At 70.6% G+C, this 24,880-nt stretch carries 22 protein-coding genes; 9 read left to right on the top strand and 13 right to left on the bottom strand.

The window, feature by feature from the left end:
- The first annotated feature begins 50 nt into the window (after positions 1-50).
- Complete coding sequence (locus QC818_RS01625; protein WP_309651082.1) at positions 51-887, top strand: AraC family transcriptional regulator; 837 nt, start codon at positions 51-53, stop codon at positions 885-887.
- Here QC818_RS01625 and QC818_RS01620 read toward each other — a convergent pair.
- On the bottom strand, positions 863-1,462 hold the full coding sequence (locus tag QC818_RS01620) for a LysE family translocator (RefSeq protein WP_309651081.1): 600 nt from the start codon (positions 1,460-1,462) through the stop codon (positions 863-865). The genes QC818_RS01625 and QC818_RS01620 overlap by 25 nt on opposite strands.
- Positions 1,463-1,710: 248 nt before the next feature.
- Between QC818_RS01620 and QC818_RS01615 the strand changes: the two genes are divergently transcribed.
- The 4 genes from QC818_RS01615 to QC818_RS01600 all read left to right on the top strand — a co-directional run bounded on the left by QC818_RS01615 (position 1,711) and on the right by QC818_RS01600 (position 5,590).
- Positions 1,711-2,352 (top strand): hypothetical protein, encoded by a 642-nt coding sequence (locus tag QC818_RS01615; protein ID WP_309651080.1) that lies wholly within the window; start codon positions 1,711-1,713, stop codon positions 2,350-2,352.
- 183 nt (positions 2,353-2,535) lie between these two features.
- Complete coding sequence (gene betT, locus QC818_RS01610) at positions 2,536-4,587, top strand: choline BCCT transporter BetT (protein ID WP_309651079.1); 2,052 nt, start codon at positions 2,536-2,538, stop codon at positions 4,585-4,587.
- 126 nt (positions 4,588-4,713) lie between these two features.
- Positions 4,714-5,085, top strand: a complete 372-nt coding sequence (locus QC818_RS01605; RefSeq protein WP_309651078.1) for a DOPA 4,5-dioxygenase family protein — start codon at positions 4,714-4,716, stop codon at positions 5,083-5,085.
- Between the two features lie 13 nt (positions 5,086-5,098).
- Complete coding sequence (locus QC818_RS01600; RefSeq protein WP_309651077.1) at positions 5,099-5,590, top strand: CreA family protein; 492 nt, start codon at positions 5,099-5,101, stop codon at positions 5,588-5,590.
- Between the two features lie 53 nt (positions 5,591-5,643).
- Here the strand turns inward: QC818_RS01600 and adhP are convergent, their stop codons facing one another.
- Positions 5,644-6,669 (bottom strand): alcohol dehydrogenase AdhP, encoded by a 1,026-nt coding sequence (adhP, locus tag QC818_RS01595; RefSeq protein WP_309651076.1) that lies wholly within the window; start codon positions 6,667-6,669, stop codon positions 5,644-5,646.
- Positions 6,670-6,779: 110 nt separating this feature from the next.
- Positions 6,780-8,300: an acetaldehyde dehydrogenase ExaC gene (gene exaC / locus QC818_RS01590; RefSeq protein ID WP_309651075.1), complete on the bottom strand. Its 1,521-nt coding sequence runs from the start codon at positions 8,298-8,300 to the stop codon at positions 6,780-6,782.
- Between the two features lie 142 nt (positions 8,301-8,442).
- Between exaC and QC818_RS01585 the strand changes: the two genes are divergently transcribed.
- Entirely contained in the window at positions 8,443-9,123 is a 681-nt protein-coding gene (locus QC818_RS01585) for a response regulator transcription factor (RefSeq protein ID WP_309651074.1), read from the top strand.
- Here QC818_RS01585 and QC818_RS01580 read toward each other — a convergent pair.
- The 9 genes from QC818_RS01580 to QC818_RS01540 form a co-directional block, all read right to left on the bottom strand.
- Entirely contained in the window at positions 9,108-10,472 is a 1,365-nt protein-coding gene (locus QC818_RS01580; RefSeq protein WP_309651073.1) for an ATP-binding response regulator, read from the bottom strand. The two genes, QC818_RS01585 and QC818_RS01580, sit on opposite strands and share 16 nt — an antisense overlap.
- Positions 10,456-11,601 carry a nitric oxide-sensing protein NosP gene (gene nosP / locus QC818_RS01575; RefSeq protein WP_309651072.1) on the bottom strand — a complete coding sequence of 382 codons (1,146 nt, stop codon included), beginning with the start codon at positions 11,599-11,601 and terminating at the stop codon, positions 10,456-10,458. The genes QC818_RS01580 and nosP overlap by 17 nt, the downstream gene beginning before the upstream one ends.
- 66 nt (positions 11,602-11,667) lie before the next feature.
- Positions 11,668-13,857 (bottom strand): ATP-binding protein, encoded by a 2,190-nt coding sequence (locus QC818_RS01570; RefSeq protein ID WP_309651071.1) that lies wholly within the window; start codon positions 13,855-13,857, stop codon positions 11,668-11,670.
- 17 nt (positions 13,858-13,874) lie between these two features.
- Positions 13,875-14,390, bottom strand: coding sequence for a putative pterin-binding protein (locus QC818_RS01565; RefSeq protein WP_309651070.1), 516 nt, complete (start codon positions 14,388-14,390; stop codon positions 13,875-13,877).
- Between the two features lie 122 nt (positions 14,391-14,512).
- The gene (locus QC818_RS01560; RefSeq protein ID WP_309651069.1) at positions 14,513-15,328 is read right to left on the bottom strand and encodes a DUF2189 domain-containing protein; all 816 of its coding nucleotides are present in this window, start codon (positions 15,326-15,328) and stop codon (positions 14,513-14,515) included.
- A 225-nt stretch (positions 15,329-15,553) separates the two neighbouring features.
- Positions 15,554-15,982 carry a universal stress protein gene (locus QC818_RS01555; protein WP_309651068.1) on the bottom strand — a complete coding sequence of 143 codons (429 nt, stop codon included), beginning with the start codon at positions 15,980-15,982 and terminating at the stop codon, positions 15,554-15,556.
- A gap of 12 nt (positions 15,983-15,994) precedes the next feature.
- A complete protein-coding gene (locus QC818_RS01550) occupies positions 15,995-18,589 on the bottom strand; it encodes a TRAP transporter permease (protein ID WP_309651067.1) in 2,595 nt (864 codons plus the stop codon).
- Positions 18,590-18,713: 124 nt separating this feature from the next.
- Complete coding sequence (locus tag QC818_RS01545) at positions 18,714-19,694, bottom strand: TAXI family TRAP transporter solute-binding subunit (protein WP_309651066.1); 981 nt, start codon at positions 19,692-19,694, stop codon at positions 18,714-18,716.
- 237 nt (positions 19,695-19,931) lie between these two features.
- Positions 19,932-21,311, bottom strand: coding sequence for a KamA family radical SAM protein (locus tag QC818_RS01540; protein WP_309651065.1), 1,380 nt, complete (start codon positions 21,309-21,311; stop codon positions 19,932-19,934).
- A 313-nt stretch (positions 21,312-21,624) separates the two neighbouring features.
- On the opposite strand from QC818_RS01540, the gene QC818_RS01535 reads away from it, so the two are divergent.
- The 3 genes from QC818_RS01535 to QC818_RS01525 all read left to right on the top strand — a co-directional run bounded on the left by QC818_RS01535 (position 21,625) and on the right by QC818_RS01525 (position 24,342).
- Positions 21,625-22,155, top strand: coding sequence for a macro domain-containing protein (locus tag QC818_RS01535; protein ID WP_309651064.1), 531 nt, complete (start codon positions 21,625-21,627; stop codon positions 22,153-22,155).
- Positions 22,156-22,607: 452 nt separating this feature from the next.
- On the top strand, positions 22,608-23,372 hold the full coding sequence (locus QC818_RS01530) for an outer membrane protein OmpK (protein ID WP_309651063.1): 765 nt from the start codon (positions 22,608-22,610) through the stop codon (positions 23,370-23,372).
- Positions 23,373-23,472: 100 nt separating this feature from the next.
- Positions 23,473-24,342 carry a DMT family transporter gene (locus QC818_RS01525; protein ID WP_309651062.1) on the top strand — a complete coding sequence of 290 codons (870 nt, stop codon included), beginning with the start codon at positions 23,473-23,475 and terminating at the stop codon, positions 24,340-24,342.
- A gap of 3 nt (positions 24,343-24,345) precedes the next feature.
- Here the strand turns inward: QC818_RS01525 and QC818_RS01520 are convergent, their stop codons facing one another.
- Positions 24,346-24,876, bottom strand: coding sequence for a DUF192 domain-containing protein (locus QC818_RS01520; protein ID WP_309651061.1), 531 nt, complete (start codon positions 24,874-24,876; stop codon positions 24,346-24,348).
- Positions 24,877-24,880 lie beyond the last annotated feature (4 nt).

The following is a 24,880-nucleotide window of genomic DNA, read 5'->3' as shown; positions in this document are numbered from 1 at the left end:
CCACCCGAAGCGGGCTAGGCTGACCGCCAGGCCCGCCATGGAGGCAGGACATGTCCCCCCGACGCTCTGCTCAGCGGTTCTGGCGCGATCCGGCGCTGCCCTTCCTCGAGGCACGCCGGGTCACGGACGGCCGCCGCGTCTGCTACGCCAGGCACAGCCACGAGACCTTCTCGATCGGCGCCATCACCGGAGGCGTCAGCACCTACTGGAACCAGGGCCATGAGGAGACGGTCGCCCCGGGAAGCGTGGTCGTCATGAACCCCGGGGAGGTGCATGCCTGCAACCCCATCGACGACCGCCCCTGGTCGTACGACATGCTCTACCTCGACGCCGCCTGGCTCGCCGCCCTCCAGCACGAGCTCGGCACCCCCGCCCACCTCGACTTCGCGATGTTCGCCACCCGCTCGTGTGGCCTACCGGCGCTTTACCGTGGGCTGACGGCCCTGTGCGACACCCTCCTCGACCCCGACGCCACCCGCCTGGCCCGGGAGACCGAGGCCACCGCCTTCGGCGTCGAGATGCAGCGCCGGCTGTCTCCCCGGACACGGCTGGCCGGCGACGATCCCCGCGGGCTGCGCCGGGCCGCGGACTTCATCGACGCCCACTGCACCGAGGCCATCGGCCTGGACGACATCTGCCGGGCCGCCGACCTGTCGCGCTCCTACCTGGTGCGGCGCTTCAAGGCCCACTATGGCCTGACACCGCATGCCTTCCTCACCGACCGGCGCATCCGGCTCGGCCGCGACGCGCTGCGCCGCGGCCAGCCCATCGCCGAGGTCGCCATGGACTGCGGCTTCGCCGACCAGGCCCACTTCCAGCGCACCTTCAAGCGACTGCTGGCCGCCACGCCGGGCCAGTACGCTCAGAGCCTCGCGACCACCAGATAACCCGCGCTGGCCACCAGCAGCGCCGCCAGGCTCCGGTTGATGGCGCGGACTTGGCCCGGATGCCGGAGGAAACGCCGCAGGAAGGCCCCGGCATAGGCCCAGCAGCCGATCGACAGGTAGCAGATCACGAAGTACAGCGCCGCGAACCACCCGACCAGGTCGAGATCGCCACTGGCGGCGTAGGCCCCCATGCCCGCCAGCGAGGCCAGCCAGGCCTTGGGGTTGAGCCATTGCATGGTGGCGCCGACCAGCATCGAGGGCCCCCCGCCCTTGCCCACACCCTCCAGCCGCCCGTCATCGGCGGCCAGCTTGAAGGCCATGTACAGCAGGAAGGCGACCCCGGCCCAGCGCACCGCGCCGAGGATCGCCGGCCAGCGGGCGAGCATCTCGTGCAGGCCCAGGCCGATCACCACCAGCAGCAGGGTGAAGCCCAGGGTCGCGCCGGTGACGTGGCGCAGGCTCGCCCGGAAGCCGTGACGCGTCCCGGAGGCCAGGGCCACTAGGTTCACCGGGCCGGGCGAGATCGATGCCGCCAGGGCGAAGGCCGCCATGGAGAGCGACAAGGTCAAAGTCATGAGGTGCCTCCTGTCTCGGGTTGGATCTCCCCAGGCTAGGCGGCCGCGGAGGCGGCGTATTGAACGAGATTGCCCTGATGCCGCCTTACATACGGATGCTCGGCATCGACCGCCGACGGGGCCAGCGGCCGGGAAGCTGGCCGACCCGTCTGCCGGGGATTGCGCCGTCTTTGCACCCTGGGTCCACGGCTCCTGCACGACGCCGGGCGAGACTACGGCCCTCCTCCCAAGGCGCAAGGAGCATGACCATGATCCCGATCCTCGCACGCAAGCGGTTCGTGACCCTCCTGCTGGCCGGCCTGGCCACTCCACTGTCGCTGGTCGCCGGCGCCTCCCCGTCCGACGGCCCTGATCGAGGCCCGCAGGCTGGCCCGCGCCTCCAGGCGCTCTACGACCGGGCCGGCCTGGATGCCGAGACCCGCGAGGCGCTACACGAGGCCAGGACCGAGCACCGCCGGACGCTGCGCGAGCTCCAGGCCGAGCATCGCCAGCGGCTCGCCGAGCTCCTCGACGACGACCAGCGAGCGGCCCTGGAGCGGGCCCGCCGCGAGTGGCAAGCGGAGCGGCGGGCCGAACTTAGCGCGGCCCGGCAGGCACGCCTGGACGCACTGTACGACGAATGGGACCTCGATACGTCGACTCGCGAAGCGCTCGGCGACGCCCAGGCCGACTTCCACGAGCGGGCCCGCGCCCTCCGCGAGCGACGGTTCGACGACAGAGGGGCGCGCCGCGACGCCTGGCGTACGCTTCGCGATGACTTTCGCGACACCCTCGCCACGCGTCTGGACGAGCGCCAGCTCGACCAGCTTCACGCGGCCCTGCGTCCCCCCCGGCACACGCCTGGCCCACAGCATCGGGGCGCACCGCCCCCGGCGCCCGACGCCGGCTGACCGCCTCCCCTTCCCGCCTCGAGACGCCCGGCCCTGGCCGGGCGTCGTCGCGTCCGATGTCTCACTTTACTTCGTGATATCCCCCGCAGGCGGGTCTCCGGGTTGCAGGCTCCCGAGGATGTGCGTATTTTATTTGAACGTTCATTCAAAAAAAGAGTCGCCACGGCGACAGGAGACTTGCGAATGTCGGATCATCCCCCCCTTCCCGAACGACGAGATCGAATCAACCGGACGGTCTTCCACGGCAGCGTGGCAGGCATCCTGGTATTCCTGGTGCTGACCATGACGTTCACCGAGGAGGCCGGCGCCTTCTTCGACGCCGGCCTGGCCTGGGTGAACGATACCTTCGGCTGGTACTACATGCTGGCCGCCGTCATCTACCTGGTCTTCGTGGTCGTCATCGGCTGCTCCCGGGTCGGCAGCATCCGCCTCGGCCCGGATCATGCCCGGCCGGAGTTCTCGCTGGTGTCCTGGGCGTCGATGCTGTTCGCCGCCGGCATCGGCATCGACCTGCTGTTCTTCTGCGTGGCCGAGCCGCTGTCGCACTTCCTGACGCCCCCCGACCTGGCCCCGGAAAGCGCCGCGGCCATGCGCGCCGCCGTGCCCCAGACCTTCCTCCACTGGGGGCTGTCCGGTTGGGGCATGTACGTGCTGATGGGCATGGCCCTGGCCTACTTCAGCTATCGCCACCGCCTGCCGCTGGCCATCCGCAGCGCCCTCTACCCGCTGCTCGGCAAGCGCATCCACGGCCCCATCGGCAACGCCGTGGACATCACCGCGGTGATCTCCACCGTGTTCGGCATCGCCACCAGCCTGGGCATCGGCGTGATGCAGCTGAACTACGGCCTGACCTTCATGTTCGGCGTGCCCGAGAGCCTCGCCACCCAGGTGGTGCTGATCGTGCTGGTGGTGATCCTGGCCACCATCTCGGTGGTGACCGGCGTGGAGAAGGGCATCCGCCGGCTGTCCGAGTTCAACATGGGGCTGGCCGCGGCGCTGCTGCTGTTCGTGCTCTTCCAGGGCGACACCCTGCACCTGCTCGACGCCCTGGTGCTCAACGCCGGCGACTACCTGAGCAACTTCGTCGGCTCGAGCTTCGACACCTACGCCTTCGCCGGCGAGGACGCCCAGCAGTGGAAGGGCTGGTGGACCATCTTCTTCTGGGGCTGGTGGATCGCCTGGACGCCCTTCGTGGGCCTGTTCCTGGCGCGCATCTCCCGCGGCCGGACCATCCGCGAGTTCGTCATCGGCGCGCTGCTGATCCCGCTCGGCTTCATGATGGCCTGGATGTCGATCTTCGGTAACAGCGGCATCGAACTGGTCGCCGACCAGGGCCTGGCGGCGCTGGGCGAGCAGGCCCTGAACACGCCCCAGACCACCATCTACACCTTCCTGGAGCAGTATCCCTACATCGGCATCACCGCCTCGGTGGTGACCATCCTGGGCATCGTCTTCTTCATCACCTCCGCCGACTCCGGCGCCCTGGTGCTGGCCAACTTCACCTCCATCCTCTCGGACGTGAACCATGACGCCCCGATCCGCCTGCGGATCTTCTGGTCGGTGACCATCGGCCTGGTGACCGTGGCCCTGCTGATGGCCGGGGGCCTGTCGGCCCTGCAGAGCGCGGTGGTGATCACCGCCCTGCCGTTCTCGCTGGTGATCTTCGCCATCATGGCGGGCATGAGTCGGGCCCTGAAGATGGAGCGTCAGAAGGCCGACGCCCGGCGCCTGGTCAGCGGCACCGCCCCGGGCGGCGACTGGCGCGAGCGCCTGGACCGCGCTCTGGACACCTCCACCCGCGCCGGTGCCGCCGCCACCATCGAGCACGCCATCCGGCCGGCCATGCGCCAGTTCGCCCAGGAGCTGGAGAGCCGCGGCCAGGAGGCCAACGTGGCCGAGGAGCACCTGGACGGCGAGCCTCTGCCGCAGCTGACTCTGCAGGTGGACTTCGAGGAGGCCGCCAGCTTCGTCTACCAGGTGCGGGCGCACCGTCTGAGCACCCCGAGCTTCCTGCCCGTGGACGACGACTACTATGTGCGCCTCGACGTCTACCTGACCGAGGGTGGCGCGGACAAGGACCTCAACGGCTACACCCGCGGCCAGGTGATCGGTGATCTGGTCTCCGAGTACGAGCGTCACCTGCACTTCCTGGCGCTGTCCCACCAGGGCAGCACCGGCGTCCAGGCCATGCCCGGCTCGGTGGGCGAGCCCCCCGAGGACCTGACCCCGGCCTGATCGCGGCCCGGCGGCACGACACGACGGCGACCCTCGGGTCGCCGTCTTCGTGTACGCGACCCTGCCCTGGCGGGCAGGCCCGCCCCCTGGGGTATGATGGGCCGGTCCCCGACACAGGAGCTCCCGATGGCCACGCCCCACGCCTTCCGCCACGACCCGGCGATCATCCGCTACTACCACGCCCACCTGTACTACGAGGACGCGGCCGGCCTGGCCGAGGCCCGCCGGGTCGCCGCGGCGGCGGCCGAGCGCTTCGCGCTCCGGGTCGGGCGCTTCCACGAGCGGCCGGTCGGCCCCCATCCGCTGTGGAGCTGCCAACTGTCGTTCGCCGCCGAACAGTTCGGCGAGGTGGTGCCCTGGCTGGCCCTCAACCGCGGCGACCTGGATGTCTTCGTCCACGTCGGCACCGACGACGACCGCTTCGACCATACCCAGGGCGTGATCTGGCTGGGCCGCAGCCATGCGCTGGACCTGAGCCTCTTCGACGACGCCCGCTGACAGGATGCCCGCCATGCGCTTCCCCTTCCGTACCGGCGCCCGGCGCCGGCTGTTCCCGCTCCTGTTCCTGGCGGGGCTCGCCGGCTGCGGCGACGGCAACGAGGTCGGCGATGTCTCCCTGGGCCTGTTCACCACCAAGGACATCAAGATCGAGGCCCTGGTCGATCCCAAGATCCCGGGAGTGACCTGCCACCTGAGCAATATCGACGCCGACCTGGACCTGGCCGACCCGTCCGACACCAGCCTGGCCTGTCGCCAGACCGGGCCGATCACGCCGGACATGCTCGCCGACATCGACACCTCGCCGGACGGCGAACTGCTCTACCGGCGCTCCCAGAGCGTGCTGTTCAAGAGCCTCAAGCTGCGACGCATCTACGATGCCGAGCGCCAGACCCTGCTCTACCTGGCCTACAGCACCAAGGAGACCAGCGGCAGCTTCAAGCACGCCCTGAGCAGCGTGCCGCTGTGGGGCAGCGAGGCCTGGCGGACGCCCGCCTCGCCCTGACACGCCCACCAAAAAGGGGCGCGACCGAGGTCGCGCCCCGTCCGGGCCCGGGCCTACTGCATGTCGAGCACGACCCGGCCCTCGATCCTGCCGTCGATCATCCGCTGGAAGACGTCGTTGATGTTCTCCAGCCGGTCGCCGTGGACGGTGGCCTTGACCTTGCCCTCGCCGGCGAAGTCCAGGGCCTCCTGGAGGTCCTGGCGGGTGCCGACGATGGAGCCGCGCACGGTGATGCCGTTGAGCACGGTGTCGAAGATCGGCAGCGGGAAGTCGCCGGGCGGCAGGCCGTTGAGCGAGATGGTGCCGCCGCGGCGCACCATGCCCTGGGCCTGCTCGAAGGCCTTGGGCGACACCGCGGTGACCAGCACGCCATGGGCGCCGCCGATCTCGCGCCTGAGGTAGGCGACCGGGTCGGTGGTCAGGGCGTTGACGGTGACGCTGGCGCCGAGGCGCCGCGCCAGCGCCAGCTTGGCGTCGTCGATGTCCACCGCGGCGACGTTGAGGCCCATGGCCTTCGCGTACTGGACCGCCATGTGGCCGAGCCCGCCGATCCCGGAGATCACCACCCACTGGCCGGGACGGGTGTCGGTCATCTTGAGGCCCTTGTAGACGGTCACCCCGGCGCACAGCACCGGCGCGATCTCCAGGAAGTCCACGTCGTCCGGCAGGCGCCCGACGTAGCCGGCATCGGCCAGGGTATAGTCGGCGAAGCCGCCGTTCACCGAGTAGCCGGTGTTCTGCTGGGACTCGCACAGGGTCTCCCAGCCGCCCAGGCAGTGCTCGCAGTGGCCGCAGGCGGAGTACAGCCAGGGCACCCCGACCCGGTCGCCCTCCTTGAGGTGGGTCACCCCCTCGCCCACGGCGGCCACCTGCCCCACGCCCTCGTGGCCGGGGATGAAGGGCGGCTCGGGCTTGACCGGCCAGTCGCCGTGCGCCGCGTGCAGGTCGGTATGGCAGACGCCGGAGGCGGCGACCCTCACCAGGATCTCGCCGCGTCCGGGGCGCGGCACCTCGACCTCTTCCAGGCTCAGCGGCTCGCCGAAGGACCGCACCACGGCGGCTTGCATCGTCTTGTCCATCTCTCTGCTCCTGATCTTGCGTTCGCGGATCCCGGTGCCGCCCTGCCGGCGGCACCGGTCGTCGATTCGTCAGGGGAGGCGCCCCGGGATGGCCCCGAGGCGGTGGCGCTTCAGAAGAAGCCGAGGGGATTGGTGTCGTAGCTGACCAGCAGGTTCTTGGTCTGCTGGTAGTGCTCGAGGGCCACCCTGTGGGTCTCGCGGCCGACCCCGGACTTCTTGTAGCCGCCGAAGGCGGCGTGAGCCGGGTACTGGTGGTAGCAGTTGGTCCACACCCGGCCGGCCTGGATGCCGCGGCCCATGCGGAAGGCCACGTTGATGTCGCGGCTCCACACCCCCGCGCCCAGGCCGAACTCGGTGTCGTTGGCGATGGCCAGCGCCTCGGCCTCGTCCTTGAAGGTGGTCACCGCCACCACCGGGCCGAAGATCTCCTCCTGGAAGACCCGCATCCGGTTGTGGCCCTTGAGCAGGGTCGGCTGGATGTAGAAGCCGTTGTCGTAGGCCGGGGCGACGCTTTCCCGGTCGCCGCCGGTGAGGAACTCGGCGCCCTCGGCCCGGGCCACCTCCATGTAGGACATGATCTTGTCGAACTGCTCCTGGCTGGCCTGGGCGCCGACCTGGACCTCGGTATCCAGCGGGTTGCCGCGGGTGATGCTCGCGACCTTCTCCATCACCTTGGCCATGAAGGGCTCATAGATGTCCTCCTGGATCAGCGCCCGGCTCGGGCAGGTGCACACCTCGCCCTGGTTGAAGAAGGCCAGCACCATCCCCTCGGCGGCCTTGTCGATGAACTCGGGCTCGGCGTCCATGATGTCGGCGAAGTAGATGTTCGGCGACTTGCCGCCGAGTTCCACGGTGGAGGGGATGATGTTGTCGGCGGCGCACTTGAGGATGTGCGCGCCCACCGGGGTCGAGCCGGTGAAGGCGATCTTGGCGATCCGGGTGCTCTCGGCCAGCGCCTGGCCGGCCTCGGCGCCGTAGCCGTTGACCACGTTGACCACCCCCGGCGGCAGCAGGTCGCCGATCAGCTCCATCAGCTTGAGGATCGAGGCCGGGGTCTGCTCGGCCGGCTTGAGCACCACGCAGTTGCCGGCGGCCAGGGCCGGCGCCAGCTTCCAGGTGGCCATCAGCAGCGGGAAGTTCCAGGGGATGATCTGGCCGACCACCCCCAGCGGCTCGTGGAAGTGATAGGCCACGGTGTGGGCGTCGATGTCCGCGGCGGTGCCCTCCTGGGCGCGGATGCAGCCGGCGAAGTAGCGGAAGTGATCCACCGCCAGGGGCAGGTCGGCGTTGAGGGTCTCGCGCACCGCCTTGCCGTTGTCCCAGGTCTCGGCCACGGCCAGCATCTCCAGGTTGGCCTCGATGCGCTCGGCGATCTTCAGCAGCAGGTTGCCGCGCTCGGCGGCCGAGGTCCGTCCCCAGGCCGGCGCGGCGGCGTGGGCGGCGTCCAGGGCCTTGTCGATGTCCTCGGCGGTGGAGCGGGGGATCTCGCAGAACGCCTCGCCATTGACCGGGCTGACGTTGTCGAAGTAGCGGCCCTGTACCGGCGGCACGAACTCGCCGCCGATGTAGTTGCCGTAGCGGGGCGCGAAGCGCACCACGGCCTCGGGACGGCCGGGATTGGCGTAGATCATGGCGTGGCTCCTGAAGGTTGTCATTATGGATGGAACACGCCTCAGTCTTGGCCAGGCGGCGCGGCTGGGACATACTGCGGAGGCAGGAGAGCGCCTCCTCCTTCGGTAGGAGGGCGAGGCGCCGCGAGCTAAGGAGTCCAGCATGCACACCCTGATGGTGGCCGACGACCATCCGCTGTTTCGCGAGGCCATCGCCGCGGCGATCCGCGCCGGGCTGCCCGGCTGCCGCCTGCTGGAGGCCGCCAGCCTGGGCGATGCCCTGGCCCGGGCCGACGACGAGGAGGCCCTCGACCTGGTGCTGCTCGACCTGGGCCTGCCCGACGCCGAGGGCCTGGCGGGGCTGTCCCGGCTGCGCGAGGCCTGTCCGACGCTGCCGGTGGTGGTGGTGTCCGCCGAGCAGGAGCGCACCACCATCCTGGACGCCATCGCCCTGGGCGCGGTGGGCTACATCCCCAAGTCCACGCCACGCCCCGACCTGATCGCGGCCCTGGACCAGGTGCTGGGCGGCCAGGTCTACCTGCCGCCGTCGATCATGCGCCGCGCCCCCGGCCCCCATGCCGCCGAGCCGCCGAACGGCCGCGCTTCCGTCGACTCGCGGCTGGAGACCCTCACCGACAAGCAGCTGCAGGTGCTGGCCCGGATGGTGCGCGGCGATGCCAACAAGGTGATCGCCCGGGAGCTGGACATCGCCGAGACCACCGTCAAGACCCACGTCTCGGCGATCCTGCGCAAGCTCGAGGTGAGCAGCCGGGTCCAGGCCATCCTCGCCGCCGACCAGGCCGACCTGGCCGCCCAGCTGTCCCGGCGTCAGCTGCGCGCCTGAGCGTCGCGCCGATTGGCCAGCAGCATCCGCAGTCGCAGCGGCTTCACCGGCTTGAGCAGGCAGTCGTAGCCCCGCTCCCGGGCCCGGCGCTTGAGCTCGGCCTGGTGGTTGGCGGTGATCATCACCACCCCCAGACCGGGCTGGCGACGCCGCAGGCGCTCCGCCACCGCCAGGCCGTCGGGATCCTCCGGCGCCAGGTGGTAGTCCACCAGCAGCACGTCGGCGCGCTCCTGGCGACTGGCCGCCTCCAGGGCCGCCGGCGTGGCCGCGCAGCGCACCCGACACCCCCAGCCCTCCAGCAGGGCCGCCGTGCCCTCGAGGATCGCCGGGTCGTCGTCGAGCACCCAGACCCGCAGGCCGGCCAGGCCCTCCGCCGCCGGCAGCGGCTCCGCGGCAGCGGCCTCGCCCGGGCTGCCGTAGGGCACCCGGATCGCGAACAGCGAGCCGTGGCCCGGCCGCGACGCCAGGCGCAGCGGGTGCTCGAGCATGCCGGCGATGCGATCGACGATCGCCAGCCCCAGGCCCAGGCCGCGATCCGCGCCGGCCGCCCCGGCGCGCCGGAACTCCTGGAAAATGGCCGCGCGCTGGGCCTCGTCGATGCCCGGCCCGGTGTCGCCCACCAGGATCTCCAGCCCCTCGGGCCGACGCCGGCAGCCCAGCAGCAGCCGGCCATGCTCGGTATAGCGCACGGCATTGGTCAGGAAGTTGCGCACCACCCGGGCGAGCAGCGACAGGTCGGTGCGCACCAGCGCCGAGGACGGCACGTAGCGGAATTCCAGCCCCCGGGCGCCGGCCTGCTGCCGATACTCCTCGGCGAGCACGTCGAGCAGCTCGGCCACCGGGAAGCTGGCCACGTCCGGGGTCAGCACCCCGGCATCCAGGCGCGAGATGTCCACCAGGGTGCCGAGCAGCGCCTCGACGTCCTTGAGCGAGCGCCCGATGTGGCCGACCAGGCGCCCCGAGGCCTCGGGCAGGGCCTGGTCCTCCAGGGCGCTGGCGAACAGCCGCGCGGCGTTGAGGGGTTGCAGCAGGTCGTGGCTGACCGCGGCCAGGAAGCGGGTCTTGGAGCGGTTGGCCGCCTCGGCCTCGGCCCGGGCCTCTTCCAGGCGGGCATTGGCCTCGCCCAGGGCCTCCAGGGTGCGGTGCAGGCTGTCGGTGCGCTCGCGGACCTGCTCGGCGAGCAACACGGCGTGCTCGAAGGCGCCGTAGGGCGCCCCGGCCATGCCCGCGGATTCCACCCGCTCGATCAGCGCCGCGCAGATGCGGTGCAGCCGCGCGTTCTCCTCGGCCAGGGCCCGCTCCCGCTCGGTGGCGGGCGCCACGGGCGCCGGCTCAGTCCCCGGTTGCAATGGCCACTCCGGTGAAGGTCTGGTTGATGTGCATGCCCTGATGCTGCTCGCCGTAGGTGTTGAAGCCGACCACCCGGGCCCTGGCCAGCAGCCGCGAGGCGTCCGCCAGCCGGCCGTCGGCCTCCAGCTCGAGGCGGCGCAGGAAGCAGTCGCAGCCGAGCACCAGCGAGGCCGGCCCCAGGCGTCGCGCCAGGTCTGCCAGGACGTCGTCGAGTTCCTCGAGCATCGGGGCCGGTCGCATGGCGGTGAGCACGATGCCCTTCTCCACCGCGCAGTAGAAGCGCAGGCCGCCGTCGTCGTCGACGCCCTGGATGGAGCGCACGTAATGGCCCTCACCGATGCGCACCGCCAGGGGGTGGCGGGCGAAGACGCCGGCATCCAGGGCCGTCACCGGCCGGCCCACCAGGCGGGCATACTCCTCGGCGGCGGGGGCGGCGTTGAGCTCCAGCACCCGACGGCGCGCCCGGTCGACCGCGGTGACCACCAGCTTCTCCCGCCGGGGCCGCAGGTGATGGGTGGTGAAGACCTCGAAGGGACGGCGGCTGGTGACCATCACCACCACCGCCGAGGCGCTGTGGAAGGCGCCGTCGGCATAGACGTGGGTGTGGTGCAGGCGATTGTCGTCGCCGGCGGAGCCGCCGAAGCTGGCGATGCCGCCCAGCGCCGCCTCCAGGGTGGCCAGCACCTGCTCCTCGCTGCTCGACAGGCCATCCAGCAGGGTCAACACGAAGGGACGGGCGCCCTCGGGGGGCGCCTGGCGGCGGCAGTCGGCGAGCAGGCCGTCGACCAGCCGCTGGGCCCGGGGCAACGCGAACCCCTCGAGGTCCTCGACCCGGGCGCAGGCGATGGCGAAGTCGGGCCGGTCGAAGCCGATGGCCACGATGCAGCCGCGGCCATAGCCCTCGGGGGTGATCTCGCCGGCGGTGGTGCAACCGGCCAGCGGCACGGGGGCGAAGGCCGCCTCCAGGGCCTCGCCCAGGGCGGCCAGGGGGTAGTCGGCGCTGCAGAAGAACAGCACGAAGCCCAGGGCCGGGCTCTCCAGGGCCTCGGCCAGCTCGCGGGCGGCCCGCGCCGGATCGGCGCTGGCGCTGAAGGCGGTGCGGATCGCCTCGGCGGGGGCGTCTGGCATGGCGGGCCTCGCATCACGGGATGGCCCCAGTGTAGGCGGCGCGGCGGGCCGCGGACAACGGCCGCGTCAGGGGGGCGCCGTCTCTCCCGACAGCGCGACCAGGGTCGCCTCGAGGGCCCGATGCAGCCGTTCCGGGGTGACCGCCTCGGCGTCCAGGCGGCCATCCCGCGCCGCGCGCTCCAGCCGAGCCGCCAGCGCCGCCACCTCGACCGCCCCCAGGGTGGACGACTCGCCCTTGAGCTGGTGGGCCAGGCGCTGGACGCTGACGGCCTCACCGGCCCGGAAGGCCTCGGTCAGGGCCGCCAGCCGCTGACGGGCCTCCTGGCGGTAGCGCTCGACCAGGGCCGCCACGCCCTCGGCCCCCAGGCTGTCGTGCAGCCCCGCCAGGATCTCGGCATCGACCCGTCGTCCGCTGCCGGCCGCCGGTCCGGCGCGGCGCGGCGGGTCGGCCGGCGCGGCGCGACGGGCGACCCGCGGCAGGTGGCGCTGCAACACCTTGAGCAGCGAGGCCTGCAGCAGCGGCTTGCCCAGGTAGCCGGTCATCCCCGCGGCCAGGCAGCGCGCCTGGTCGCCGGAGGGGCCGCCGGCGGTCATCGCCACGATCGGCACCTCGGCCAGCCAGCCGCCGCGGGCCCGGATCCGGCGGGTCACCTCCAGGCCGTCCAGGTCCGGCATCTGCACGTCCATGAAGATCAGGTCGAAGCGCTCCCGGGCCACGCTGGCCAGCGCCTCGCTCCCGGACCCGGCCAGGCTGACACGACAACCCAGCCGGGTCAGCATCGCCAGGGCCACCTGCTGGTTGACCGCGTTGTCCTCGACCACCAGCAGGTGGGCATCGCTCAACGCCGGGAGCCGGTCGGCCGCGTCCCCGGCCGCCTCTGCCTCTTCCTCGGCACCGGCCGGCACCAGCGGCAGCCGCAGCCAGCAGCGGCTGCCCAGCCCGGGCTCGCTGACGATGCCGATCTCGCCGCCCAGGGCCTCGATCAGCCGCTTGCTGATCGCCAGGCCCAGGCCGGTGCCGCCGTAGCGGCGCGCCGTGGCCGCGTCGCCCTGGTGGAAGGGCTCGAACAGGCGCGCCTGCTGGTCCGAGGGGATCCCGCAGCCGGTGTCGATCACCCGCAGGATCAGGCCGCGCTCGCCGTCCCGCCGCGCCTCGATGCGCACCTCACCGGTCTCGGTGAACTTGATGGCGTTGGAGACCAGGTTCAGCAGCACCTGGCGCAGCCGCCCCGGATCGCTGATCACCCGCTCGGGCAACGCCGGGTCCAGGTCGGTCACCAGCCGCAGCTCCCGGGCCTCGGCCTGGGGGCGGAACAGCGACACCGCGCCCTCGAGCAGCTCGTGCAGCGACAGCGCGCGGTGCTCCAGCTCCAGGCGCCCGGCCTCGATCTTGGAGAAGTCGAGGATGTCGTTGATCAGCTCCATCAGGCGCCGCGCGCTGTCGTGGATGGTGTCGGCGTAGTGGCGGGCGCGGTCGGGCAGCGACTGCTCCACCAGCAGGTCGCTCATGCCGATCACCCCGTTGAGCGGGGTACGGATCTCGTGGCTGACGGTGGCCAGGAACTCCGACTTGGCCCGGCTGGCCGATTCGGCGCGCCGCGCGGTGGCCTCCAGCTCGCCGCTCAGGGACTCCAGGGCCCGCCGCGCCGCGGCATTGTCCCGCGCCTCGCGCACCAGGAAGGCCACCACCAGCAGTGCCGCCAGGCTCATGCCCAGGATCAGCGCCATCAGCAAGCCGTAGAGCCACTGCAGGCGCTCGCGCTCCCGGGTGGCGGATTCGGCGAGGTGGCCGTTGACGGTGATGATCAGCCGCTCGGCGGGGCCGGCGAGCTCGCCGAGGCGCTGGATGAGCGCCTTGCGCGCGCCCTCTTCCAGGGACTCCAGGCGGCTCAGCCGGCCATCCAGGGCCTGGAGGTGACGCTCGATCTGGTCCACCAGGCGGTCGGTGCCGGGGATGGTGCCGATCAACTCGGCGACCTCGCCGCCGCGCAGCAGGGTCAGACGGCTGTAGAGCAGCTCGAAGCGCAGCCTCGCCTCCTCCAGGGCCTCGGGACCCAGCTCGCTGAGGGCCAGGTAGCTGCGCAGCTCGACGGCATCGCGATCGAGCTTGTAGGCATGCCAGACGGTGTCCTCGCCGACCCGCCAGACCAGGCTGTCCTGGCGCCAGGCGACGAGCCCCACCACCAGCAGCGCCGCGGCGAACAGCAGCAGGGCGGCGACGGCGCCGAACTTCAGCCGCAGGGGATAGTGCCGCACGGGGGTCTCCTCGGAACTCACTGGACCCGGATGCGGGTCACCTGCCAGACCGAGCGGAAGCGGATCGCCTCGGTGAGCAGTTCGGGATGGGCGTCGAAGGGGTAGAGCACGAACAGCGGCCCGAAGCGTCGGATCGGCATGAACTCGCCGTTGCGGCGCATCGCCAGGATGACGTCGTAGCGGGCGAAGTCGCGGCGCGGAATCTCCGCCTCGAAGCCGTTCAGGGCGACCACCCGCACCCGGTCGCCCCGAGCCTCGACCGCCCGCATCAGGGCTTCGGCCAGCGGCCCCTCGAAGCGGCCGACCCCCTGGTGCCAGGGCGTGCGGGTCTCGATGACCCGCGACGGCAGGGCCTCGAGCATGGCCCGGTCGAAGCGCGCCACCCCCTCACCGTTGGTGCGCCCGATGTCGCCGCTGATGGTCAGCAGCACCGGCCCCTCGGGCTCGGGCAGTGCCGCCGCCGCGACGGTGCCGGTCAGCAGGCAGGACAGCAGCAGGCCGCAGGCCATGGGCAGGAAGCGTCGGACGCGCATGCTCGAGCTCCGGGTGATCGTTCTCGCCGGACAAGGGTACCGGAATCCCGTGTCCCGGTCAGCGGGCCCGACGGCGACAGGGGGCGACGCGCGCCCCCTGTCGCCAGCCCCGCCGCCGCCGTTCAGCCCTGCTCGCCCTCGACGGTGTCGATGCGCACCAGGTCCTCGTAGGCATGCCAGCTGGCGTGGCCGAGGACCGGCAGGATCAGGGCCAGGCCGATGTAGAAGGTCGCCACGCCGACCAGCACGCAGCCGGTGAGGATCACCGCCCACAGCAGCATCGGCCGGAAGTTCTTGGCCACCGAGCGCACGCTGGCCTCGATGCCCTCCATGAAGGTCAGGTCCTGATCCATCAGGGTGGGAATCGCCACCACGCTGATGGCGAAGGCGCCGAACGCCAGCACCGCGCCGATGCCGGTGCCCACCGCCAGCATGCCGAGGCCCTCCACGGTGGTCAGCAGGGCCACGTAGACCGTGGCGGGATCCGGGGCGCCGAGGCCGAAGAACAGCGCGAACAGCAGGGTGGCGATGCGGATCCAGGCGAGGAAGAAGATCATCATCATCACGCCCATCATCGCCAGCGAGCCGACATGGCCGGTCCAGGCGCCGAAGGCATCGCCCAGGGTCGGGTTGCGCCCGGCCTCCAGGGCGCGGCTGATGCCGTAGGAGCCCACCGCCACCAGGGGGCCGAGGAACATGAAACCGGCGATCAGCGGCAGCAGCCAGTGCCAGAGCCCCAGGGTGAAGGCGCCGGCGGTGATCGCGATGCTCAGGCCCACCCAGAACAGGCCGTAGGCCAGGCTGATCGCCGTGGCGCGGCGGAAGTCCTCGAAGCCCGCCGCCAGCCAGGCGCGAGGCTTGTCCATGCCGATCGGCCGGATGCTGATGCGCACGTGGGACGCCGGCTTGTCGTGGCTCTTGGTGGCTGCTGCGCTCATGGTGTCACCCCCTTGCCGCCGATGGAGTCCCGGCATGCCGGGCCGGGTCAGTGAGCGCCCCGGCGGGGCCGGCGCGCGTTCGTCCTTAACACCTGGTCAATGTAGTCCCTCGCCGTCCATCCCGCCGGGACGCGCTTCACGCTCGCCTCAACGCTGGCCGGCACCGAACCGACAGCGCCCCCGACGGGCGGGGGCGCGAGGGAAGGAATGCGGAACGCGGCCGCGTCAGCGCACGATCATCACCGACATCTTGCTGTGGTGGACCACGTGCTCGGCATTGGGACCCAGCACGTAGTCGGCGAACTTGCGCTTGTTGTGGGACGCCATGACGATCAGGTCGACCTCGAGCTTCTTGGCCGCCTTGATGATCGCCTCCCAGGGGGAGCCGTCGACGATCACGCTCTGCACCTGGACGTCGTCCGGCACGTGCTGCTGGATGAACTCGTGCTGCGCCCGGGTCACCGCCTCGTGGGCCTTGGCGGCGAAGTCCTCGGGGAAGTAGCCGCCCACCAGCGGCATGCGGTAGTCGGGCAGCACCGTCACCACATGCAGCGAGGCGTCGAAGCTCTTGCACAGGGCCAGCGCCGTGGGCAGCGCCTTGGCCCACGAGGCCTCCTCGTTGAGGTCCACCGGCAACAGGATCTTGCTATACATGAGTCACCTCCTTCAGGCCGAAACGGCGTCGCCGCCCTGCTCGCGGCGCCGGCGCTGCAGCAACACCACCAGGCCGAACACCAGGAAGGCCGGAATCCACATCCACTCCTTGGTCCAGCGATCCACCGGCGCCTGCACCTGGATGATCTCCTGGTCGAAGTCGAAGCCGAGCTCCGCGGCCTGACTGCCGTAGGTCACCATATCGACCACGGCCCTGCCCTCTTCGACGAACAGCTCCAGCCCCAGGTTCGCCAGGCGCTCCTCGCCGGTCTCGCCCTCCGGCACCGGCAGCGTCATGTAGGTGGTCATCGGATCGCCGTAGGCGTCCAGGCCGCTGATCTGGATGCGCAGGGTGGTCTCCTCGTCCACACTGCCCAGCGCCTCGACGAACTGCGCCGGCGGCACCTCCCGGTAGGGGTCGTGGATCATGTCCATCCAGAAGCCGGGCCGGAACAGGGTGAAGGCCACCAGCAGCAGCAACAGGGACTCGTACCAGCGGCTGCGGGTGATCAAAAAGCCCTGGGTCGCCGCGGCGAAGATCAGCATCGCCACCGTGGCCACCACGAAGATCAGCACGCCCTGGAACAGCGAGACGTCGATCAGCAGCAGGTCGGTGTTGAAGATGAACAGGAAGGGCAGCGCCGCGGTGCGCAGGCTGTAGTAGAAGGCCTGGAAGCCGGTGCGGATCGGATCGCCCCCGGACACCGCCGCGGCGGCGAAGGAGGCCAGGCCCACCGGCGGCGTGACGTCGGCCATGATGCCGAAGTAGAACACGAACAGGTGCACCGCGATCAGCGGCACCAGCAGGCCGTTCTGCTCGCCCAGCTGGACGATCACCGGTGCCAGCAACGCCGAGACCACGATGTAGTTGGCCGTGGTGGGCAGGCCCATGCCGAGGATCAGGCTGAGCACCGCGGTGAACAGCAGGATCAGCAGCAGGTTGCCCATGGAGAGGATCTCCACCACGTCGGCCAGCACCAGGCCCACCCCGGTCTGGGAGACGGCGCCGACGATGATGCCCGCGGTGGCGGTGGCGATGCCGATGCCGATCATGTTGCGAGCACCGGTGACCAGACCCTCCCAGAGGTCGTGCAGGCCCTCGCGGATGTCCGCGCCGAGATCGCTGCGGTGGCGGAAGATCGCGGTGATCGGCCGCTGAGTGATCATGATGAAGATCATGAAGACGGTGGCCCAGAAGGCCGACAGCCCCGGCGAGAGGCGCTCGACCATCAGGCACCAGATCAGCACGATCACCGGCAGCAGGTACTGCAGGCCGACCATCACCGTGGGCTTGGTCCGGGGGAGCTTGTAGACCGGCTCGTCGGGGTCGTCGAGCTCGAGCTCCGGGTAGCCGGCGGCCACCTTGAGCAGGCCGACATAGACCGCGGCCAGCACCACGGCCACCACCCAGGGGGTGGCGTCGCCGAGCAGCGGCTTGAGCCAGCCCAGGCCGTAGTAGACGGCGAGCGCGGTGATCATCATCAGCAGCAGCCCGGCCAGGAAGCCGACCACCTTGCGCACCAGGGGCTTGGCCGGATTGCTGCTCTCCAGGCCCTGCATGTTCGCCTTGAGGGCCTCCAGGTGCACGATGTAGACCAGCGCGATATAGGAGATCAGCGCCGGCAGGAAGGCGTGCTTGATCACCTCCACGTAGGAGATGCCGACGTACTCGACCATCAGGAAGGCCGCCGCGCCCATCACCGGGGGCATGATCTGACCGTTCACCGAGGAGGCCACCTCCACGGCGCCGGCTTTCTCGGCGGGGAAGCCGACGCGCTTCATCATCGGCACGGTGAAGGTGCCGGTGGTCACCACGTTGGCGATGGAGGAGCCGGAGATCAGGCCGGTCATGCCGGAGGCCACCACGGCGGCCTTGGCCGGCCCGCCGCGATAGTGGCCGAGCAGCGAGAAGGCGACCTTGATGAAGTAGTTGCCGGCGCCGGCCTTGTCGAGCAGGGCGCCGAACAGCACGAACAGGAACACGAAGCTGGTCGACACGCCCAGGGCGATGCCGAACACCCCCTGGGTGGTCAGCCACTGGTGGTTGATCAGCCCCTGCAGGCTGACCCCGCCATGGGCCAGGATGCCGGGCATCCAGGGGCCGGCCAGGCTGTAGACCAGGAACACCAGGGCCACGATCATCAGCGGTGGCCCCAGCGCCCGGCGCGTCGCCTCGAGCAGCAGCAGGATGCCCACCACGCCGACGATCACGTCCTGGAGGATGGGTGCGCCGGGGCGCTCGGCCAGCTGCTCGTAGAAGATGAACATGTAGGCGCCGCAGAAGGCCGCCAGGGCGGCGAGCCCCCAGTCCTGCAGCGGAATGCGGTCGCGCGGGGAACGCTTGAGCGCCGGATAGGCCATGTAGGCCAGGAAGAGCGCGAAGGCCAGGTGAATGGAGCGGGCCTCGGTGGCGTTGAACACCCCGAAGCCCAGGGTGAAGGGAATCGGCGAGGAGATCCACAGCTGGAAGAGCGACCAGGCCGCGGCGATGCCGACCAGCAGCCTGCCCGGCGTCCCGGCCGGCTTGCGGGCGCCGGAATCGCTGGACGCGACCATGTCCTCCAGGTCGACCTCGGCGCCCGGCGCCCTCTGTTTGTCCTCAGTCATAAGCGAGCCCTGCTGTCCATGGGTGATACGAAGCGAGCGCGAAGATACCATCCGGTGCCGCAAACGCAATGCGCGGCCCTCGGCGAGGGCCGCGCATCAGGCTGCGGGTGGGCGGGACCTCAGATCACTCGATCCAGCCCTGCTCGCGGTAGTAGCGCGCGGCGCCCTCGTGCAGCGGGGCGGACAGGCCCTGGGTGACCATTTCCTGCGGATCCAGGTTGGCGAAGGCCGGGTGCAGCCGCTTGAAGCGATCGAAGTTGTCGAAGATCGCCTTGACGGTATGGTAGACCACCTCCTCGCTAGTGTCGGAGTCGGTCACGAAGGTGGCCGCCACGCCGAAGGTCTGGACGTCGTCCGGGTTGCCCTTGTAGAGGCCGCCGGCGATGGTCGACATGGAGTAGTAGGGATACTCCTCGACGATGCCCTGGATCGCCTCGTCGTTGAGGGGGATCAGCCGGGCGTCGACGGTGGTGGTGGCCTCCTGGATGGAGCCGTTGGGGTGGCCCACCACGTAGACCATGGCGTCGATGTTGTTGTCGGCCAGGGCGGAGGCCTGCTCGGCGGCGTCCAGCTGGGAGGCCAGCGAGAAGGTGTCCTCGGTCCAGCCCTTGGCGTCCATCACCACTTCCATGGTGTTGCGCTGGCCGGAGCCCGGGTTGCCGATGTTCACCCGCTTGCCTTCCAGGTCGTCGAGGGTCTCGATGCCGGCATCGGCACGCGCCAGCAGGGTCAGCGGCTCGCCGTGGACGCGGAAGACGGCGCGCAGGTCATCGTAGGCCTCATCCTCGAAGTTGCCGGTGCCGTTGTAGGCCTGGTACTGGACGTCGGACTGCACCACGCCCATGTCCAGCTCGCCGGACTTGATGCCGTTGATGTTGGCCACGGAGCCGCCGGTGGAAGGCGCGTTGCACTTGATGTTCGCGTCATCGAGCCGGTTGACCAGGCGGCACACCGACTGACCGACCACGTAGTAGACGCCGGTCTGGCCGCCGGTGCCGATGGTGATGAACTGCTCGTCTTCCTGGGCCATGGCCGGCGAGGCGAACATGGCGGCTCCCAGCAGCGCGCCGGAGACGGCGGCGGTGGAGAAAGCATGACGTTTCATTGACGCACCTCTTTGACGTTGTAGGCAAAGCTTGGAGTCGGCGGCCTCTCGACCGGGCCGCCCGCGGCCTAGCCGCGCCCCACTACTTTAGCGAAAAAACGACCGTTCTATGAGGATTTTTTCCTTCCGTGTCAGTGTAGTGCCGATTGTCGTTTGGGTGGCGTTGATTGCCGCCCGGCGAACGCGAGCGGGCCCGGCACATCGGCCGGGCCCGCGGCCCGAGAGACGGCGCGGCCGTCACGACGCCCTGGCGATCATCGCCTGCTTGGCGTCCTTCATGGCGGCGAAGTCGGCCTCGAAGAAGAATTCGCGCTCACCCAGCGCCGGTTCCAGGTGGTTGAGCCAGGTGGCGGCCTCGTCGTACTTGGCGAAGAAGGGCCGCTGCACCCAGTCGGCCTCGCGGCCCTGGATAAAGCGCAATACGAACACGCGCTCTCCCTTGATTTCCGTCACGCCCTGAATTTCCACCTTGCCCGGGTCGGCGGACATGGAGGGCCCCCGGGCGGTGCGGGCCAGGCCCGGCACGGCCTTCATGGCCTCGCGGTAGATCTCCCAGGCGCGCACCAGGGGCACCTCGAAGTAGTGGCGGGCGCCGGTGTCGCGTTCCACGAACATGTAGTAGGGGATCATCCCCAGGCGCACCTGGTCGGTCCACATGCGCGCCCATTGCTCGGCGTCGTCGTTGATGTGCGCCAGCAGCGGCGCCTGGGTGCGGATCTCGGCACCGGTGGCGCGGATGCGGCGGATCGCCTCGCGACAGATCGGCGTGTCCATCTCGCGCCAGTGGTTGAAGTGCGCCATGAAGGCCACGTGCTTGCCCGCGGCCGTCAGCTCGCGGAACAGCGCCAGGATGTCCTCGGCGTCCGGGTCGGTGACGAAGCGATAGGGCCAGAAGGTCAGGCTCTTCGAGCCGATGCGGATGTCCTGGACGTGATCCAGCTCGGGGGCCGTCAGGCCTTCCAGGTACATGCGCAGGTGCTTGGCCTTCATCACCATGGGATCGCCGCCGGTCATCAGCAGGTCCCGCACCTCGGTGTGCTCGGCCAGGTAGCGATGCAGGGACTCGGCCTCGCTGGAGGCGAACTTGAGGTCCTTGTCGCCGACGAACTGCGCCCAGCGGAAGCAGAAGGTGCAGTAGCTGTGGCAGACCTGGCCCTGGCTGGGGAAGAACAGCACCGTCTCCCGGTACTTGTGCTGCATGCCGGGCAACGGCTCGCCGTCGAGCAGCGGCAGGTTGAGATCCATCTGCCCCGCCGGGTGGGGGTTGAGCTCGCCGCGGATGCGCTCGATCACCGGCTTCATCTCGGCGGCGGAGGCCTCGCGCCGCATCAGCTCGGCGACCTCGTCGAAGTGCTCGGGGCGCAGCATGCCGCGCTGGGGGAAGGTGAGCTGGAAGACGGGATCGTCGGGCACCCGGCTCCAGTCGATCAGCTCGTCGATGACGTACTCGTTGACCCGGAACGGCAGCACCTGGCTGACCACCCGCATGTCGAAGCGCAGGTCCTCGGGCAGTTGCTCGAGCGCCTCGATCTTGTCGAGCTGGCGATGGGTATAGACCTTGAACTGGCGGGCCTCGAAGGCCTCGGTGCCGGGCTCCAGCGTCACGCGCTGATTCATGCCGTCTCCTCCTTTCCATTGTTATGGGTGGCCGGGCCGCGGGCGGAGCCCGCCGGCAATCGGCACGCAGGCGCGTGCCGCGGCCTGGGCAAAAGGGACGGCCATAGGTACGCCTGAAGGAGGTGACTTGCAAGTTTTCGCGAATATTCGCAACAAATGTCTCGAAAAGACGGCAATTTCGCTGCCGATCGTTCTCATGGCGACGCCGATGGCTGGACCGAGGCGGGACGCGAGGCCCCAGGCCCTTGCCGGCCCGTCACCCCGGCCACCAGACTGATAGGGGATATCCCAGCATGCCGCGAGGAGGCCCGCCATGAACATCGCCGCGTCCCGCATCGAGTGCCGCCAGGGCGACATCGCCCGCCAGGACGACCTCCAGGCCGTGGTCAACGCCGCCAACGCCCAGCTGCGCAGCGGCGGCGGCGTGGCCGGCGCCCTGCACCGGGCCGCCGGCCCCGAGCTGGCCGAGGCCTGCCGCCCGCTGGCCCCGATCCAACCCGGCCAGGCCGTGATCACCCCGGCCTTCGGCCTGCCCAACCGCCACGTCATCCACTGCCTGGGGCCGGTCTACGGCATCGACGAGCCCTCCGACGAACTGCTCGCCGACTGCTACCGTCATGCCCTGCAGCTGGCGGAACGCCACGGCCTCGAGAGCCTCGGCTTCCCCGCCCTGTCCACCGGCGCCTTCGGCTACCCGGCCACCGAGGCGGCGCGCATCGCGCTGTCCACCGTGCTGGCCACCCTCCCCGGCTGCCCCACCGTGCGCCGGGTACGCTTCGTGCTGTTCGATGCCGCCGCCGCCGAGCTGCACCGGCGCACCCTGGCCGCCTTGCGCGACGCCTGACGCCGGGCGTCGACGGGCCGCCTACGGCCCGACACCTCGCCATCGCCCGGGGCCGTCCCGGCGCTCCCGACACTGCGCACGGCCCACCCCGGGGCTCTCCCCGACCCGCCTTCCTTCCCGGGTCAGCGTCCCGAGCGCACGGCCCGAGACGCCCTCGCAGCACGCCGATCACGCCCACCGCCGCCCCGCGGCCGGCGCAGGCGAGGGGTCGATCCGGCAAATTCGTATACAAAAGCCATTGAACAAGTAGACATTGGAAATTATAACTGTATCCAAGCACTGTCGATCAAAGCTCCCCATCTCGCACCACAAGCAAGGGATACAACAACAAGCGCCGATGTCGTCCCTCCCACCGGGACCGTCCCGCCTCGACAGTGCCGGGAGCCGCCACGCGGCCGGACGCTCGCGCACAGGCCCACTCCAACGACAACAGCCAACAACGGAGCACCAGGATGCACACCAAGACCAAGCTTACGCTCGCCACCGCCGCCGCCTCGCTGCTCGTCGCCCAGGGCGCCAGCGCCGCCCTGTACAGCACCACCCAGGTCGAGGCCCTCTACGGCTGGGGCTACGAGGACACCGCCGGCGCCGGCTTCAACATCGACAACGAGGACCACGCCATCCTCACCGTCGTCAACGCCACCGGCTGGACCTACGGCGACAGCTTCTTCTTCGCCGACTTCACCAACCTGGACCAGGGCACCCAGGACGAGCAGGACCACGGCAGCACCCATGCCGAGTGGGGCCTGCGCGGCAACATCGGCAAGACCACCGGCCTGGACCTGTCCGCCGGCCCCCTCGAGAACCTCTACGTGATCGGCCAGCTGGACCTGGACCGCAATTCCTCCACCCGCAAGACCACCCACCTCGCGGGGCTGTCCGCCGACTTCGACGTGCCCGGCTTCGCCTTCGTCAAGCTGCACGCCATGTACCGCAACGACGACAGCGACGCGGCCGAGGGCAGCTCCGAGCAGTACACCCTGGTCTGGAACGCGCCCTTCACCATCGGCGGCGCCGACTTCACCTTCGAGGGCTTTCTGGATTACATCACCGAGGAAGGCGACCTCGAGCAGCAGCTGCTGACCCAGCCCCAGCTGGTCTGGCATGCCACCGAGCATCTGGGCATCGGCATCGAGTACCAGCACTGGGAGAACAAGTTCGGCCTCGAGGACACCGACGAGTCGCTGCCCCAGGCCATGGTGCGCTGGACCTTCTGATATCCCCTCCCGGGGCGGCGCCTGCCGCCCCGGCCCGCCCCCTCCGACCGGGTCTTCTGCTAAGCTGCGGCTGCATTCCGTGACCGATCAAGGATGAGCCGTGCCACTCAAGGACCTGGCCCTGGGCCTGGGCGTCGTCGCCATCTGGGCCCTCAACATCATCGTCATCAAGCTGGGCGTGGCCGCGCTGCCGCCGCTGCTGCTGACCACCCTGCGCTTCGCCCTGGTGGCCGCCCTGCTGGTGCCCTTCCACCCCGTGGCCCGCCACCAGCTGCCCTTCCTGGCGCTGCTCTCGGTGACCTTCGGGACCCTGCACTTCGCCATGCTGTTCATCGGCCTGGGACAGGCCGAGGCGGGCACCGGGGCGATCCTGGTGCAGATGGGGACCCCCTTCGCCACCCTGCTGGCGGTGCTGTTCCTCAAGGAGAAGCTGGGGCCGCGGCGCCTGGCCGGGCTGCTGCTGTCGTTCGCCGGCGTGGTGGTGCTGGCCGGCGGCCCGACGCTGCCCGCCCCGCTGCCCACCGCCCTGCTGTTGCTCAGCGCCCTGGGCTGGGCGGTCTCCCAGTTGCTGATCAAGCAGGGGCCGAACGTCTCGCCCATGGCGCTGGCCGGCTGGGTGGCGCTGTTCGCCACGCCCCAGGTCGCCCTGGGCTCATGGTGGTTCGAGCGGGGTCAATGGGCCGCCCTGGCCAGCGCCGGCTGGCAGGCCTGGGGAGCGGTCTTCTACACGGCGGTGATGTCGTCGATCCTCGCCTACGGGATCTGGTACGGCCTGCTGCGGCGCCATCCGGTCAACCGGGTGGTGCCGATGGTGCTGCTGGTGCCGGTGCTGGCGGTGGGGCTGGGCATGCTGCTGCTCGGCGACCCCCTGGGGCCGCACAAGCTGGTGGGCGGCAGCCTGGTGGTGGCGGGCATCGCGCTGATCGTGCTGCGCCTGGGCGCCCGGAAGCCGCGGGCGGGGCGAACCTGAGGCTCAGCGAGCGCCGCACTCGGCGCCGTCGCCGGGCCAGCTGACGCAGTCGCCGATGGCGATGTCGTGCGCGGCGAAGTAGCCGGCGTTGACCTCCAGCGCCGCTCGATAGGGCGCATCGGGCCGGGTCACCGGGCAATCGGCGGCGCGCTCGGCGCGGCAGGGCGTCATCCGCCGGATGTCGACGATGCGTCCCTCGGCGTCGATGAAGGCGATGTCCAGCGGTATCCGGGTGCGATACATCCAGAAGCCATTGCGGGCCGGCTGGCGTGCGGGATAGAGGAACAGCATACCGGCGCCCTCGGCCAGCCGGTCGCGCCCCATCAGCCCGCGGCCGCGCTCGGCCCGGCTGCGGGCCACCTCGGCGTCGAGCCGCCGGGGGCCGGCCGCGCCGTGCAGGGTCACGGCCAGCCGCGGTGGCGAGGCCGGCGCGGGCAAGGGCCTGCCCAGCCAGGCGACGGCCGGCAGCAGCGACAGGGCCCGGAGCAGCCGCCGGCGCCCCGGGGAGGCCGGCGCCTCGGAGCACGCGCGCACGGGC

The sequence above is a fragment of the Halomonas koreensis genome (assembly GCF_031451675.1).
Classification (GTDB): Bacteria; Pseudomonadota; Gammaproteobacteria; order Pseudomonadales; family Halomonadaceae; genus Halomonas; species Halomonas koreensis.
The sequence above is the reverse complement of the archived record's forward strand: the minus strand, read 5'-3'. Positions and strand labels throughout refer to the sequence as shown.